The sequence below is a fragment of the Flavobacterium channae genome (genome assembly GCF_021172165.1).
Taxonomy (GTDB): Bacteria; Bacteroidota; Bacteroidia; order Flavobacteriales; family Flavobacteriaceae; genus Flavobacterium; species Flavobacterium channae.
Genome location: NZ_CP089096.1, coordinates 455191 through 472133, shown reverse-complemented (window position 1 = coordinate 472133; position 16943 = coordinate 455191). Strand labels below are relative to the sequence as shown.

Annotated in this window: 12 protein-coding genes; 6 read left to right on the top strand and 6 right to left on the bottom strand. The window is 31.8% G+C overall.

Features of this window, described 5'->3' with window-relative positions; all coding sequences use genetic code 11:
* Window positions 1-78: 78 nt before the first annotated feature.
* Window positions 79-1419 (bottom strand): FAD-dependent oxidoreductase, encoded by a 1341-nt coding sequence (locus LOS89_RS01910; protein ID WP_231836044.1) that lies wholly within the window; start codon window positions 1417-1419, stop codon window positions 79-81.
* Window positions 1420-1566: 147 nt separating this feature from the next.
* On the opposite strand from LOS89_RS01910, the gene LOS89_RS01905 reads away from it, so the two are divergent.
* From LOS89_RS01905 to LOS89_RS01890, 4 genes are read left to right on the top strand one after another with little or no spacing between them, the layout of a single operon-like run.
* Window positions 1567-2202: a flavin reductase family protein gene (locus LOS89_RS01905; RefSeq protein WP_231836043.1), complete on the top strand. Its 636-nt coding sequence runs from the start codon at window positions 1567-1569 to the stop codon at window positions 2200-2202.
* A complete protein-coding gene (locus LOS89_RS01900; protein WP_231836042.1) occupies window positions 2202-2342 on the top strand; it encodes a DUF2256 domain-containing protein in 141 nt (46 codons plus the stop codon). Before LOS89_RS01905 ends, LOS89_RS01900 begins: the two co-directional genes overlap by 1 nt.
* 1 nt (window position 2343) lies before the next feature.
* Window positions 2344-3636, top strand: a complete 1293-nt coding sequence (locus tag LOS89_RS01895; protein ID WP_231836041.1) for a DASH family cryptochrome — start codon at window positions 2344-2346, stop codon at window positions 3634-3636.
* Window positions 3637-5169: a cryptochrome/photolyase family protein gene (locus tag LOS89_RS01890; RefSeq protein WP_231836040.1), complete on the top strand. Its 1533-nt coding sequence runs from the start codon at window positions 3637-3639 to the stop codon at window positions 5167-5169. It begins immediately after the preceding gene.
* A 35-nt stretch (window positions 5170-5204) separates the two neighbouring features.
* Here the strand turns inward: LOS89_RS01890 and LOS89_RS01885 are convergent, their stop codons facing one another.
* The 5 genes from LOS89_RS01885 to LOS89_RS01865 all read right to left on the bottom strand — a co-directional run bounded on the left by LOS89_RS01885 (window position 5205) and on the right by LOS89_RS01865 (window position 13146).
* A complete protein-coding gene (locus LOS89_RS01885) occupies window positions 5205-6281 on the bottom strand; it encodes an agmatinase family protein (protein ID WP_231836039.1) in 1077 nt (358 codons plus the stop codon).
* A 100-nt stretch (window positions 6282-6381) separates the two neighbouring features.
* Entirely contained in the window at window positions 6382-8478 is a 2097-nt protein-coding gene (locus tag LOS89_RS01880; RefSeq protein WP_231836038.1) for a T9SS type A sorting domain-containing protein, read from the bottom strand.
* A 79-nt stretch (window positions 8479-8557) separates the two neighbouring features.
* Window positions 8558-9835: a kynureninase gene (kynU, locus tag LOS89_RS01875; RefSeq protein WP_231836037.1), complete on the bottom strand. Its 1278-nt coding sequence runs from the start codon at window positions 9833-9835 to the stop codon at window positions 8558-8560.
* 154 nt (window positions 9836-9989) lie between these two features.
* The gene (queA, locus tag LOS89_RS01870; RefSeq protein WP_231836036.1) at window positions 9990-11039 is read right to left on the bottom strand and encodes a tRNA preQ1(34) S-adenosylmethionine ribosyltransferase-isomerase QueA; all 1050 of its coding nucleotides are present in this window, start codon (window positions 11037-11039) and stop codon (window positions 9990-9992) included.
* Window positions 11040-11214: 175 nt separating this feature from the next.
* Complete coding sequence (locus tag LOS89_RS01865) at window positions 11215-13146, bottom strand: T9SS type A sorting domain-containing protein (RefSeq protein WP_231836035.1); 1932 nt, start codon at window positions 13144-13146, stop codon at window positions 11215-11217.
* 195 nt (window positions 13147-13341) lie between these two features.
* Here LOS89_RS01865 and LOS89_RS01860 point away from each other — a divergent pair, with 195 nt between their 5' ends.
* Both LOS89_RS01860 and LOS89_RS01855 read left to right on the top strand, forming a co-directional pair.
* Window positions 13342-16200, top strand: a complete 2859-nt coding sequence (locus LOS89_RS01860; protein WP_231836034.1) for a sensor histidine kinase — start codon at window positions 13342-13344, stop codon at window positions 16198-16200.
* Window positions 16197-16943, top strand: a complete 747-nt coding sequence (locus tag LOS89_RS01855) for a LytR/AlgR family response regulator transcription factor (protein ID WP_231836033.1) — start codon at window positions 16197-16199, stop codon at window positions 16941-16943. Before LOS89_RS01860 ends, LOS89_RS01855 begins: the two co-directional genes overlap by 4 nt.

Sequence of the window (16943 nt, the reverse complement as noted above, 5' to 3'; positions counted from 1 at the left end):
ATAATTAGCAATCTCAAAGATAAACTATTTTGTAAGAAAAAAATCCAAATTTCAAATTAATGAAACTTGGATTTTGATTTATTGTAGTAACTCTAAAATTCGATTTTCAACTTGTTCTGAATTCCAAATCTCTTCTATATTATCAATTTTTAGTACATCTTGCATAATTTCATTCTGAAAATCACCAATGGCTAATGCTTCAGAATAAGGTTGCAAACTAAAAGTTACTCTGCTGTATAAAGGCATCCATTTATCTGGATGTTTATCTGAAAACCATTTTTCGATTTTCTTTTGCAATAAAAACTTCTCATCGGCAGTTTTATTACTCATTTCTTCGAAATTTCTGCGAGAAAGTTCTGCAATTGCATCGGCATTAGGCTTTCTTGAAACTTCATATTCTGAAAATATTTTACCCCAATCATCACCATATTCATTCATCAACTCGCTCAAAATGGTAATATCTTCAAAACCGGCATTCATTCCGTGACCATAAAAAGGAACTATTGCATGAGCTGAATCTCCAATTAAAGCTACTTTATCCTCGAAAGTCCAAGGAAAACACTTCATAATTGCCAAATAACTCGTTGGATTTTTAAAGAAATCACGAACTAAATCTGGTATTACTTCTTTAGTATCAGGAAAGTATTTAGCAAAAAAATCAACTAATGATGTTTCATCTTTTAATGATTCAAACGAATTTTCACCTTCAAACGGCATGAATAAAGTACAAGTAAACGAACCATCTAAGTTTGCCAACGCCATTAACATGAAATTACCTCTTGGCCAAATGTGCAATGAATTTTTATCTACTTTATGAGTACCATCTGAATTTGCAGGAATATGCAATTCTTTATAACCAATTTTCATGAACTCTTGCGAATAATCAAACATGGATTGACGTTGCATTCTATGTCTTATTCTCGAAAAAGCACCATCAGCACCAAATACTTTATCGTATTTTAATTCTGTCCATTCTCCTTGTTCGGTTTCTCCTTCAAAAAGTGTAGCGGTTGCCAAACTTACATCCCAAATTTTATGTTCAAAGAAAAACTCCACTCCTTCCGCTTCAGCCAAATCCACCATTTTTCGATTCAAAACGCCTCTCGATAACGAAAAAATAGCTTCACCTTCTTTCCCGTAGTATTGATAATTAAGTTTTCCATCTTGTAAATGAATTGCTCTTTTATCAACAGGGATTCCAATATTTCGAATTGCTGTATCTAAGCCTACATCTTCCAGAGCTTTCCAACCACGATCTGACATTACCAAATTTATAGAACGTCCTGAAAATTGAATTGTTCTTATATCTGGACTTCTGTCATAAACATGAACGGTATGTCCGGCTCTTTTTAAATAGATTGCCAATAAAGTTCCAACTAATCCAGAACCTACAACGGCAATTTTTTGTGGCGTTTGCATGAAGTTTTTGTAAAAATTCGGACTACAAAAATACATAATAATAAATTTTAATACCTGACTTTTATCAGATTTTTGTTTGTGAAATATTTTTTTGTTTAATATTTTTTATTATTTGTTAAACAAAATGTATATTTGAATAAAAATGCTATGAGAAAAATTACTAGAGAGGAATTATTTACTATGTCAAAAGTTCCTAGACTAAATTTAATTAATTGTGTTACTGGTTATAAATCGGCTAATTTAATCGGAACCGTTTCAAATGAAGGAGTTTTAAATTTAGCTATTTTTAGCAGTGTGACGCATTTAGGAAGCGAACCACCATTATTAGGATTCATTTTAAGACCAACGACTGTTCCAAGAGATACTTATAAAAACCTAAAAGAAACAGGCTATTTTACTGTAAATCATATTACTGAAGAAATGATTGCCGATGCGCATCATACATCTTCAAGTTATGACGAACATATTTCAGAATTTGACAAAACAAATTTAGAACCAGAATTCATTGAAAATCATAAAGTCCCTTTTGTAAAAAATAGCCCTGTTCAATTGCTTTGTAAATATGTAAATGAATACAAAATTGAAGAAAATGATTGTATACATATTATTGCTTCAATAGAAACCATATATGCTAATGAACATCTGTTTTATGATGATAATTGGCTGCAATTAGACAGAGGAAATGTTATTGCTATTAACGGATTAGATGGTTACGCATTGCCAAAATTGGTGGATAGATTTCATTATGCGCGACCAGATAAAACAACTTTATCAATGTTGTAATGGCGCATAAAAAAGTAAACCTTCCCGAAAAAATCTGTAAAACCTGTAGTCGGCCTTTTTCATGGCGCAAAAAATGGGAGAAAAACTGGGAAGAAGTAATGTATTGTAGTGACAAATGTAGGATGAATAAAATCAAATAACATGAACGGATTAGTATGGTTTAGAAACGATTTGCGCACGATTGACAATCATTCGTTGTACAATGCATGTCGAGAAAATGAAAAGGTAATTGGTATTTATTGTCTAGATCCGAGACATTTCGAAACTACACAATATGGTTTCAAGAAAACAGAAAAATTCAGAACCCAATTTCTTTTAGAAAGCCTAGGTGAATTACAACAAAATTTAGAAGAGAAAAAGATTACGTTACTAGTTTATTATGGATATCCTGAACAATTGATTCCAGAAATTGCTGCAAAATATCAAATTGACACGATTTACATTCAAAAGGAATGGACACAAGAAGAAGTAGATGTAGAAACTGAAGTGCGAAATCAAATTCCAGCTGTGAATTGGAAAACGTATTATGATCAATTTTTATTTCATCCTGATGATGTTCCGTATGAAGATTGGGAGAAAATTCCTGAAGTTTTTACCGAATTTAGAAAGCAATTGGAAAAGAAAATTCGAATACGACCAACAGTTTCAAATGCGGCAAAACCCACTTCAAATCTAATTGAAGAAAAAACAAGTATTCCAACTCTAGAAGATTTAGGATTTGAAGAGTTTAAACAACCGAATAAAACTGCATTCCCTTTTAAAGGTGGCGAAAATCAAGCTAAAAAAAGAATCAAAGACTACTTTTGGGATACCAAAAAACTTTCGGTTTATAAGAAAACTCGAAATGGTTTGGTTGGAAAAGATTATAGTTCGAAACTTTCGGCTTGGTTGGCAAATGGTAGTATTTCTGCAAGAATCATTTATTGGGAAGTGCAACAATTTGAGAAAAAAGTGGTCAAAAACGAAGATACGTATTGGTTAATATTCGAGTTAATTTGGCGCGACTATTTCAAATACATTTCGCTAAAACACGGCAACAAAATTTTTCAATTGAATGGTATTTTACAAAAAGAATACCATTGGAATCAAAACACAAAAGCCTTCAACCAATGGACAAATGGAACCACACCTGAACATTTCGTTAATGCCAACATGATAGAACTACAAAAAACGGGTTGGATGAGCAATCGCGGTCGTCAAAATGTAGCGAGTTATTGGGCAAAAGAATGGGAACAAGATTGGCGAATTGGTGCAGCATATTTCGAAAGTATACTAATCGATTATGATGTGCATAGCAATTATGGCAATTGGATGTACAATGCAGGTGTTGGAAACGATCCAAGAGACAGAAAATTCAACATTAAACGCCAAGCGGAAATGTATGATGGTGATGGAAAATTTCAAAAAATGTGGTTAATTCCTGAATTATTTTAGATGAAAACACTTCGATTAATTTTGGGTGACCAACTCAATTCGAAACATTCTTGGTTTGATGAAGTCAACTCTGATGTGGTTTATGTGATGGTAGAAATGCGTCAGGAAACGGATTATGTAAAACATCATATTCAAAAAGTAGTAGCGTTTTTTCTTTCTATGCGAAATTTCTCAGAAGAACTGATGAATAAAGGTCATCAAGTTATTTATTATAAAATTTCGGATGCCAATAATCCTCATGATTTAGAAAAATTGATTTTGGTTTTGGTTGAAAAGAATAAAATCGACCAATTTGAATACCAATTTCCTGATGAATATCGCTTGGACGAGCAATTGAAAGCCATCTGTAAAAAACTTTCCATTCCTACAAAATCAGTAGATTCTGAACATTTTTACACGTCTAGAAATGAATTAGATGATTTTTTCAAAGGGAAAAAGCAACTTTTGATGGAAAGTTTCTATCGCATGATGCGAAAAAAACATGATGTATTGATGGTTGGTGATCAACCACTTGACGGAAAATGGAATTTTGACCACAACAACCGCAATCAATATAAAAATGAAGTTCCGATTCCGTTCCCATTGGAATTCAATAAAAATGTAAGCGAAATTGTTACTGAAATTGAAAGCCAAAACATCACCACTTTTGGAAGTATTGATAGAGAAAATTTCAACTGGCCGACTTCAAGAAAGGAAAGTTTGCAATTGATTGACTATTTCTGTGAGTATTTGTTGGCGCATTTTGGAACGTATCAAGATTCGCTATTTAGCGGACATAAATTTCTATTTCACTCGCGTTTGTCTTTTGCAATGAATTCCAAAATGATAAGTCCGAAAGAAGTGGTGGATGCTGTGATTTCCTATTATTATCAAAACCAAGAGACCATTGAATTGGCGCAAGTAGAAGGTTTTGTGCGACAAATTATTGGTTGGCGCGAATATGTTAGAGGGATTTATTGGAAAGAGATGCCCAATTATTCCCAAATCAACGCATTGGAAAACTACAATCCGCTACCTGATTTCTTTTGGACCGGAAAAACCAAAATGAAATGCATGCAACATTCGATTTCTCAAAGTTTATCGGAAGCGTATGCCCATCATATTCAGCGTTTGATGGTGATTGGAAATTTTTCTCTATTAGCCCAATTGCATCCGGATGAAGTTGATGCTTGGTATTTAGGTGTCTACATCGATGCTATAGAATGGGTTGAGATGCCGAATACGCGTGGTATGAGTCAATATTCGGATGGTGGCATTGTGGCAACAAAACCGTATGTTTCTTCGGGAAGTTACATTAATAAAATGAGCAATTATTGTGGCAGTTGTCAATACGAAGTAAAAGAGAAATTGGGCGAAAAAGCGTGTCCGTTTAACAGTTTGTATTGGCATTTTTTAGATGAGAAAAAGCAGCATTTTGCTAATAATCAAAGAATGAGCATGATGTTAGCATTACTCAAAAAAATGAAACCAGAAGAACTAGCCGCAACGAAAGAAAAAGCGATTTCGATTTTGGAAGATATGGAAAACATATAAAAAAAACCGAAGCATTTGATCTTCGGTTTTATAATTTACTTATTAAACTTAATCTTATTACCCACATTCATTTTTTGAGATTTGGCAAAAACTCCACACATATGAAATAACATTCTTGCACCTACATTACCATCCCAATCGTCATCTCCAGGAGCAACTTCTACTAAATCAAAACCGATAATTTCTTTATTGGTATCTGCTAATCGACTTAACAAATAAGCCGCTTGCTCAAACGAAAACCCACCTGGAACTGGAGTTCCTGTATTTGGACAATACCATGGATACATTCCGTCAATATCAAATGAAACACATACTTTATCAGGTAAAGATACTATAATTTGATCACATTGTTGTTCCCATGTTTTACCTTCGAAAGTTTCTTTTTTCAAATCACTGTCAGTATGAACTAATACTCTATCGTTTAAAGCAACTTCAACTTCTTGTTCGCAGAAATCGCGAATTCCTACTTGAACAATCTTAGAAATTTGAGGAATTTGTAACGCATTGTACATAATAGAAGCATGTGAATATGTGAATCCTTCATACGCAATACGTAAATCCATGTGTGCATCTAAATGCAAGATTCCGAAATTATCGTATTTAGTTGACAGAGCTTGGTAATAACCCAGAGGTGTTGAGTGATCACCACCTAAAAGTGCTACTTTTTTACCTCTTTCCATCCAACTTAATGTTTGCTCGCGAACAGCTTCAACCATATCTGAACAAGCATAATTTATTTCTTCTAAATCTTTAGTTAACGATGGATGATGTTCTAAAATCATTCCGCTTTCCAAAGCCTTAATAATTGGAGCAGCTTGTTTCTTATATTTTTTTGATTTCTTTTTTAATTCTTTCGCTGGTTTATCTAAATATATTCCTAATTTCCATAATTCTGGAAACTCTTGATGATTTAAATCTACTTGAAACGATGCATCTAAAACAGCATCTGGGCCTTTTGAAGCGCCTGCTCCATAACTTACTGTAACTTCCCAAGGAACTGGAATTACAATAATTTCACTTTGTTCTGCCGAAAAAGGCAAACCAAAAATAGTTGCATCTGCCAACCCAGGTTGAGATGGATCAAAACTTTCTAAAATTTGTTCTTTAGTCATGATTTATGTAATTCTGTTTGTAATTACAAAGATAGTTCATTTTAACAAAAAAAAGCCGAACAAAATTGTCCGGCTTTCTCTGCTATATAATCAAACCTATTTATTGCTTCACAAATTTATGAGAAGCTTTTGCATTTATAAAGTAAACAACGTAAACGCCATTTGCTAAATTAGATATATCAACAGTATATTCATTTGTAATTAAGTTTTTACCCATTACTTTTTGACCTAACATATTATAAATTTCGATTTCTTCATTTTCAAAGTTATCTCCTTTGATAGTTATTGATGTTGAAGCAGGATTTGGATAAATACTAAATGTGTTTTTGATAACATCTTCAACTCCTAAACTAGCTTCTACAACTAAATTAAAATTACAATTTACTGAAGTTCCGCTTGTAGCTGTCATAGTAATCACATGTGTTCCTACTCCAACAACTGAACCTACAGGAGGGTTTTGAGTTACGACTGCATCACAATTAGAATTGATTGCATTGGCTAAACTTGCAAAACTTGGAACAGTATAATTTCCAGAACCATCTGCAGTTACAGTTTGTGTACCAGGACAATTGATTCTTAAAGCAATTGCTGGCATTGTGTAACCTGCCGCAGTATATTTTTCAGTCATTACTTTAATATCTGCGCAACTATAATTCATATTGATAGCCGCTTGTCTAACTGCAATAGCTGCATTTTGTTGATTAGTTGAACTATTCGTTAAAGCTAATCCTTCTAAAAACGCTTTATCTGTTTTTGTTCTTCCTAAAACATCCCAAATTTTCATATTAACCGTTGACCATATTTGACCATCTGTGTGAACTTGATTTACTAAGCCACCTGGATAAATTGCAGCATAATTTGTAGTTCTTCCTCCCCAACAAGTATTATGACCATCCCAATTGAACATCCAATGATACGCAGCATCAGCAGAAGTCCATTGATTAGCTAAAGATCTACTATTTGATTGTGCCCAATAATCACCACAACCTTCACTCAATCCATTTACTTGAGATAACGAACCTCCAGTTACCCAATCATGCAAACCATGACCTAGTTCATGCCAAATAACATCACCATCTTCTCCATCATCAACACATCCTTCTCCAAAAGATAAATCATTACCCGCAGAAGAATAGCGAGAATTATCAGATCCATTATATCCAGATGGATCAAACCAAAGAATTCCTGAATTTCTAAATGGACGACAATTTACTCCTAATGTTTCATTAATATATCTCATATTATTATCCAAATGATAAAACACATTGGCAGCCTCAAAACCATCTTCATTTCTTGTAAATAAAAAGTTGGGAGAAGATTGCGTAAACAAACCTTTATTTGGATTTTCAATATTCTTAATCTCTACATAAGAACTCTTTAACAGATAAGTCCCAGCTGTATTTTCAACTTCAGGAAGATTAACTAAAACACGTTGCGCATTTAATTCAGGTGTATCAACATCACCTTGTCCATTACCATCAGAATAATTTCCACCATAAGCAACTCTCGCTGAAGATAAAGGATCTGATAAAAATACCATTGCAGTACCTGATTCAAATGCTAGAGTCGAATTTGATTCAATTGGCATGAAAAATTTTGATTTACCTGATGTTTTAGCTAAATGTTGATGATTTGAACCGCATTCTGTTCCACAATTAATTGCAATATCTTTTACACTTAAAATTGCACCATTCATTGCATCAATTATCACTTCCCATGAACCTGGTTTTTCCTCAAAATTAGTAACCGTTCTATAAACCAGTTTTGTTTCTTCAAATTTGTTATAAACAAAGAGTTTTGCTTCTTGCACAGAAACCATTCCAGAAACACCAATTTCTTTATCGGCAATGGCAATAGCACTCTCTCTTGTAATTTGTGGTGTAGTATTAATTTGAACTACATCTTTTGTAACATTGTGATCTGTATAGGAAACCTGACCATTTAAATCGAAATGAATAACAATTTCCGTATCAAAAACAGGAATATTGTTTACCATTTGTTGAAAACGCAATGTTTCTCCTGAAATACTTTTACGTACAAAACGTAAATTAATATCAGAATCAGAATTGATTTTAAGTTCTTTAAAATTGGATTTTATCCATTGTCTAGCCATAGCTTCCTTTTCAGAAACTTGAGCCGTTACAAATTGCCAAGCACCAAAAGTGCAAAACAAAATAGTAAGTAAAGTTTTTTTCATTTTTTGTAATTTTTGATTTAGGTTATAACAAATAAACTTAAAAAAATCACAAAAAACAAAAAAATGTTAAAAATATTTATTAATTAACGATAAGATTTTTTAAAATTTGACCAAAATCATACATATCTTCAAACGAACAATAAAAAGGAGCTGGTGCTAATCGAATTACATTTGGCTCTCTCCAATCTGTAATTACACCATTTTTCATCAATTTTTCAAACAAATCTCTTCCTTGTCCGTGTAGATAAACAGATAATTGACAACCTCTTTCTTCTTGATTCGCTGGAGTAAGAATTTCGAATTCAGCACCTTCAAGTTCTTTATCAATTTCGTGTAGCACAAATTCTAAATAAGCGGTAATATGATTTCTTTTAGCAATTAATTTATCCATACCAACCTCAGCAAACATTTCAACAGAAGCTAAATATGGCGCTAAAGACAATATTGGTAAATTACTTACTTGCCAACCATCCGCTCCATGAACCGGGTCAAAATCAGGTTCCATCTTAAAACGACGCTCTTTGTTATGCCCGTACCAACCTGCAAAACGATTTAATTCTTTATCATTATGGTGCTTTTCATGAACAAAGAATCCGGATGCATTTCCTGGTCCTGAATTCATATATTTATAACTACACCAAGCAGCGAAATCTACATTCCAATCGTGAAGTTCTAATTTAATATTTCCAGCAGCGTGTGCTAAATCCCAACCTACATAAGCTCCGTGTTTTTGTCCAGCAGCAGTAATGGTTTTCATATCGAAAACTTGACCAGTATAGTAATTTACACCACCTATTAAAACCAAAGCCAATTCATTTCCAACCTCATCAATTTTTGCCAAAATATCTTCTAAACGAATATTTACTTCTCCTTCTCTACGCTTAATTTCAACAATTGCATCTTTTGGATCATAACCATGAAACTTCACTTGACTTTGAAACATGTACTGATCACTTGGAAATGCTTTTTCTTCACAAATGATTTTATATTTTTGAGGTGTAGGATTATAAAATGAAACCATTAACAAATGTAAGTTCACCGTTAATGTGTTCATAACTCCTACTTCAGCAGGTTTTGCACCAACAATTTCGCTCAAAGGTCCGGCGAAACGTTCTTGATAATCCCACCAAGGTTTATCTGCATAAAAATGACCTTCAACAGCTAAATTTGCCCAATCAGACATTACTTCATCTACATAAGATTTAGTTCTTTTTGGCTGTAATCCTAATGAATTTCCAGTAAAATAAATTACCTGTTTTCCATTTACTTGAGGAAAATAAAACTCATCTCTATATTTTCTTAATTCATCTTGAGCGTCTAAACTTTGTGCGAATTCGCGGGTATTTTCAAAAATCATCTGTTAGGTTGTTTGTTGTGGCAAAAGTAGTTAAAAGTTAGAAAGTGTCAAAGTTGTAAAATACTCAAAATTGACATTCGTAATATTTACACAAACTTGCTTTGTTTTGTTTTACAAATAAAAAAACCCTAATCTTTCGATTAGGGTTTTAAAATTATATGATTAACATCGCATCTCCATAAGAGTAAAAACGATATTTTTCTTTGATTGCTTCTTCATAAGCTTTCTTCATTAAATCATGACCACAAAATGCGGAAATCATCATTAATAAAGTTGATTTTGGAGTATGAAAATTAGTAATCATGCAATCTGCAATACTAAAATCATAAGGAGGATAAATAAATTTATTAGTCCAACCTGTGTAAGGATTTAATGTTTTTTGAGAAGAAACCGAACTTTCCATCGCTCTCATTGAAGTAGTTCCTACACAACAAACTTTTTTCTTTTTCGCTTTAGCAGCATTTACAATATCACAAGCTTCTTGAGTAATAATCATTTCCTCAGAATCCATTTTGTGCTTTGATAAATCTTCTACTTCTACTGGATTAAAAGTCCCTAAACCAACGTGTAATGTTACTTCAGCAAAATCTACACCTTTAATTTCTAAACGTTTTAATAAGTGTTTAGAAAAGTGTAAACCAGCAGTAGGAGCAGCAACTGCACCTTCTTCTTTAGCATAAATAGTTTGGTAACGCTCTGCATCTTCTGGAGTTACTTCACGATTGATATATTTAGGAATTGGAGTTTCTCCTAATTCTACTAATTTTTCTCTGAACTCTTCATACGAACCATCGTATAAGAAACGTAATGTTCTTCCACGAGATGTAGTATTATCAATAACTTCAGCAACTAAAGAATCGTCATCTCCAAAGTATAATTTATTTCCAATACGAATTTTTCTTGCTGGATCTACTAAAACATCCCACAAACGTTGTTCTGCGTTTAATTCTCTTAACAAGAAAACTTCTATACGAGCTCCTGTTTTTTCTTTATTTCCATATAAACGAGCAGGAAAAACTTTAGTATTATTTAAAACCATTACATCGCCATCATCAAAATAATCGATAACGTCTTTAAACAATTTGTGTTCAATAGTGTTCGTTTTTCTATTAACTACCATTAAACGAGATTCATCGCGATTTTCAGCAGGAAACTCAGCTAATAATTCATCTGGTAAATTGAAATTGAAATGAGATAATTTCATTAAAAAATGTTTAAGAGTTTAAATGTTGAATGTTTAAGAGTTTATTTCATAAAACACTAAAATTCAGTCCGCAAATATACGATTATGAAATAGGCGTTGTCAAGTAAAAAGCAGTTTATTTTTCAAAACCCTTTATTTACTTGACAACGCCAGAAAACTAAAACCAAAAAACTTACTACTTAATTACAATTTTCTTTGTAGCTATATTGTTATCAGTATCTTCAATTCTTACTAAATAAATCCCAGCAGCTAAATCAGAAACGTTTACTTGTTTTTGATTTGATTGCATTACTTTTTGCCCTTGAATGTTGTAAATTTCAACTGATTTAATTTCTAAAGCTGTTTCAATATTTAAAATATCGCGAACAGGATTTGGATACAAAGTAACTTCTAAATCATTTTGATTAAAGTCTGAAGATGATAACACGTTATAGTTATACAAATTTGAAATTTCTGTTGGAGACAATTCGTAATTATAAATTTTCAAATCGTCTACAGTTCCTTCAAATGAACCTGAAGATAAATTAAACGTTGTATTATTTGCAGTATTCCAAGCAGATTTAACAGCACTTGTAATCAATACCCCATCAAGATATATCGATGCTACATCAGTTACACTATTAAAAGTAACTACTAAATGCTTCCATGTATTTAATGGAATACTTGTAGGACTCGTTAAGTCATTAGCCCATGCATAATTGTTTATTTGACTAGATGTTAACGAAAAACCATAATACTGATTAGCTGATTGAGTCCCATAACCAAATAAATAATTATCACTCCAATAAGATTGCATTTTTAACCAAATAGAAATTGAGCGAGAAGAATTACCTACAGGTAAATTTTCTAAATTTACAGTTGTACCCGTATTTGTAAACTTTAGGGCAGAATTTGGATTTCCATTTCTATCTAGGGCGAAAGTACCTGCTGTTGCAAAGTTTTTATTTCCTGTTACATCTGAATAGCTATTATCAAAATTAAATTGATACACTAAAGAATTACCCATCAACGAATTATTTGCATATAAACTTGAAATTTGACTATCATTTAATGCATAATTATAAATCTTTAAATCATCTATCGCACCAACAAAATTTAATTCACCACCTACTCCAACACCAAGTTTAAACAAATCATTATTATTCAAAGTATTCCAAGATTTTGCTTGAGAACTTAAAAGTATTCCGTTTTTGTAAATTTTAGCTGTAGTACCATCATAAACATAAGCAAAATGATACCATGTAGAAGCATTACTACTACTACTAGCACTTAAATTATTAGCATAGCCAAAATAATCAACCGTAGTTGAATTGAAAGACCCTCCTATTGCATTATTCATACTACCTTGCCCATATGAAAAAGTCATATTATAAGGTGTTTGAATCATGTTCAATTTAGCCCAAAATGAAATTGTTCTTGCTGAATTCCCATAAGGTAATCCTGGAATGGTTGCCGAAACTCCAGAATTGCTGGTTATATTTAATGCTCTGTTTGCGTTTCCATTTCTATCTGATGTAAAAGAAGTATAAACAGTTGGAATAAAAGGATTAGAACCTGATGTATTAACATAAGTTCCGTCGAAATTGTATTCTGTTGAAGAGTTAGCTAAAATAGCTTGAGTTGCCTGAACATTATCAATATAAACAACACCACCACTTACAATAAAATTAATTTGTGCTCTAAAACGAATTGGAGTTCCTGCTGGAACAACACCTGCAGCCAAAGTTGCAGAAAGAGTTTGACAATTTGTAGAAAAAACATCACTTGTATTTACTTGAGTCCAAGTATTTGTATTGTTAACTTCATAATATAGTCTTGCAATCAAATAACCAGTACTTGAGCTTTGTGCTTTATATCCATAAGAAAATGTGATTGCATTTCCATTCGAAATGTAACTTGTTGTTTGAAGATTGGCATTACTGCCACTTGTAAATAACGAAGCCGTTAATGATTGAGAACCCGAGCAACTGGCAGCTGTCGTTAGTGAATAATTAGAATTACTCCAACCTGCTGGTAAACCTGATTCAAAACTTTCATTTAAAGTAATTTGTGAAAAAGAAAAAGCACAAATTAAAAAGAATAAAAAAGAAAATAATTTTGTTTTCATAATTGTCTCATTAAAAATTTTGGTAAAATTAGTAGTCGGATTCATCATAAAATGAATGAGTTAACGAAACTGCATTTTGAGTTAACGAAAACAAAAACAAAATAAAAACCACTTCTTCATTAACTGAAATAGGAATTTCATTAACTGAATAATAACAGAATTAATTATATTTTTACATTTGAACAAAATCTAGAATTGAAATACCTTTATAGCATATCCATACTATTATTAACCCAAATTACTTTTGGGCAAAATCCGTATTTCAACACCATAGATAAATCGCAAGGATTACTAACCAATAGTGTTTACGATATTTTTCAGGATAAAGACAACTTTATGTGGTTTGCCACTGAAAAAGGTCTGTGTCAATTTAATGGTTACACTTTTCAATATTTTAGCACAAGCGATATGACTTCTAAAGCCGGTTCTTGTATTCAACAAGATGCTTTCGGAAGAGTTTGGTACGAGAACTTTGATGGTTATTTATATTATGTAGAAAACAATCAGTTGAAAAAGTTGAACCAAAACAAATCAATTGGTTACTTCAAATTCGGGATTATCAAAGACCAATTGTATATCATTAATGAAAATATGATTGATGTTTACGATTTGAAAACATTACTATTAAAAAAAGAAATAAAACTCAACACAAAAGATTCGAAATATATTTTTTTTAGTGATGAAACGATTTATGTTTTTGCTAATCAGTTGATAATTATTAAAAATGATGTAATTCAGAAAAAAGTCGAATTCCCAGACGGTTTCTTAGAAAATTTCAACTCCATTTTGGTTGAAAAAACTAAAAACGGATTATTAATTGGTTCCAAATTTTCAAACTATTGTTATCTTTTCTCTAACAACCAATTCGCTAGAAAAGAATTGAATCTAGAAAATACAATTGTTCAAAATTTAAGTTGGTGCAACAACAAAAATTGGCTTTGCACTACAACTGGAATCATAGAAATGGATTGTAAATTGGGAACAAAACGTGAATTTTTCAACGGAACTAATATTTCTTATATCTACAAAACCAAAAACAATAATTATTGGATTTCTACTTTAACCGAAGGTTTATTTTACATTGAAGATTTTGACACACAACTAATTAGTTCTCACGAAAGTTTAACTTCTTTGTGTTTTAAAAACGACCAATTGGTTATTGGAACCAAAAATGATAAGATTCTCGCTTTAGAAAAAAAACAGTTTAAAACTATTTTTACTGGAAAAGACAACCACCAAATGGGGCAAGTTTTTCATGATAAAATCTCTAACCAATTGTATTTTACTTCTTCCAAATTTGGTGTTTTAAATTCTGCGCTAAAACTAACCAAAGAATTACCCATTGCTGTTAAAAGTGTTTGCGCTGTCGACCATAAATATATCGCGTTTGCTGCTAGTAGTTCTTCCGGATTGATTAAAACAAATGACAACAGCAAAAGCGATTGGGATTTTGTTTACGAAAGTTTTATCCAATTAAAAAACCACAACTACAACAATATTGTCATCAATGCTAAAGGAAAATCTACAGCTTACGACAGTATCCATAAAACGATTTATTTTGCTACAAACAATGGTTTGTTTTATGTTGGTCAAAATGGTTTACTTTCCGAATTAAAACATAAAAACACCTCATTAAACATTACCAAACTTTCATATGAAAAAGGTATAATTTATGCTTGTAATGGTGATTTGAATGTATATCAAATTAATAAAAATATCATTTCAGAAATTAATTTTCCTACGATTATTCAAAAGGACAATGTTGAAAAAACAATTCTTAAAGACAGACTTCTTTTTATCATTACCAATAAATACATTTTTGAGCACGATTTGGTTACCAAAAAGCTAAAGCAAATTATTCACATTAATAGCAATATTGAAGTGAATGACATAATCTTGAAAAACAACAGCTATTTCATTTCGACCAATAGAGGTTTAATTATCAAAAAACAAGAAGTTTACAATCGTTCCAATCCTATTTTTAGTATTGAAAACATAAAAATAAATAATGAAGTTGTAACAAAATTGAAATTGAATGATTTGTCTTATAACGAAAATAACATTACTATTAAGTATCGTTTTTTATCGCCAACACCTTTTGAAGAACACGAATTGTTATATCGCATTAACGAATCACAATGGCAAAAAGTTGATATTTTAAATCCGGAATTAGTTTTAAACTCATTAAATCATGGAAGTTATACGATTGAGTTTGTACTAAATTCCGATTTTAAAAATACAACCAAAATTCATTTTAAAATCAATCGTCCGTTTTGGTTGCAATTTCCTTTCATTTTTGGAGTAACGCTTTTTATTTTGGGTTGCATTTATTGGTTGTACCAAAATAACATCAAGAAAATTCAAAAGCGTAATCAAATGGTTTTGGATAAAATCAACTTGGAAAAAAACGTGAATCAATCGAAGTTAAAAGCCATAAAATCGCAAATGAATCCGCATTTCTTTTACAATGCGTTAAACACGTTACAGTCATTTATTTTGTCGAACGAAAAGCGTTTGGCTATTGATTATTTGTCGAAATTTTCAAACCTAACGCGAACCATTTTAGAAATGACGGAGAAAGATTTTATTTCAATTGCCGAGGAAGTTAAAACACTACAACTGTATTTGGATATTGAAAAAGGTCGTTTTGATGAAGATTTTAGTTACGAGATACAAATAGGGAAAAATATAGACCAAGAAAGTATTAAAATTCCAACGATGTTATTGCAACCTTATCTAGAAAATGCGGTAAAACACGGATTGCTTCACAAACAAGGCGATAAAAAAGTTACGATTTCGTTCGAAATACAGAATAACGAATTGCATATAGGCATTGATGATAATGGCATTGGTCGACAAAAAAGCAGCGAATTGAATCAAATTAAAAACAAAAATCATCAATCGTTTGCTACTGAAGCGTTGCAAAACCGAATTGCTTTGCTGAACGAATACAACCATAAAAACATTTCGTTGCAAATTATTGACAAACACAATTTACAAAATCAGTCTACCGGAACATTGGTAGCCATAATAATACCATTAGAAACTACATGAAAGCTATAATTATAGATGATGAAAAAAGAGCGCGTTTAAACCTATCGCTACTCGTTGACGAATACTGCAAAAATGTGGAAGTCGTTGCAGAATGTGAAAATTTACCAGAAGGTGTGAAAGCAATTCGTAAACACCAACCTGATTTAGTTTTATTAGATATTGAAATGCCTGGTCATAGTGGCTTGGAATTATTAGATTTTTTTGATGAAAATGAAGTGAAGTTTAAAATTATTTTCACTACGGCTTATCATGAATATGCGCTACAAGCGTTCAAATTTTCGGCGGTTGATTATTTATTAAAACCAATCAATCCAGAAGAATTATCGAATGCCATTGCTAGAATTGAAAAACAAAAATCAACAGAAACTAATTATTCGCTTTTAAAGGAAACCATGAAGCAAGATGTATTGCAACGTATTGCGGTGCCAAGTGGTAACAGCATTTTGTTTTTGGAAACCGAAGATATTCAATTCATTAAAGGAGACGGCGCTTATTCAGAAATTAAATGTGTCAATGATGTAAAACATGTGGTAAGTAGAAATTTGAAAAACTTCGAAGACATTTTATGTAGTAACCCAAATTTCGTTCGTATTCACAAATCGTATATTGTTAACGTGAACTTTGTTTCGGCTTATAACAAATCGGATGGTGGAAATTTGGTATTAAAAAATGGTTTGCAATTACCTATTTCGTCAGATAAAGTACAAACCATTTTAGATAGTATTCAATTGATCAAAAGATAA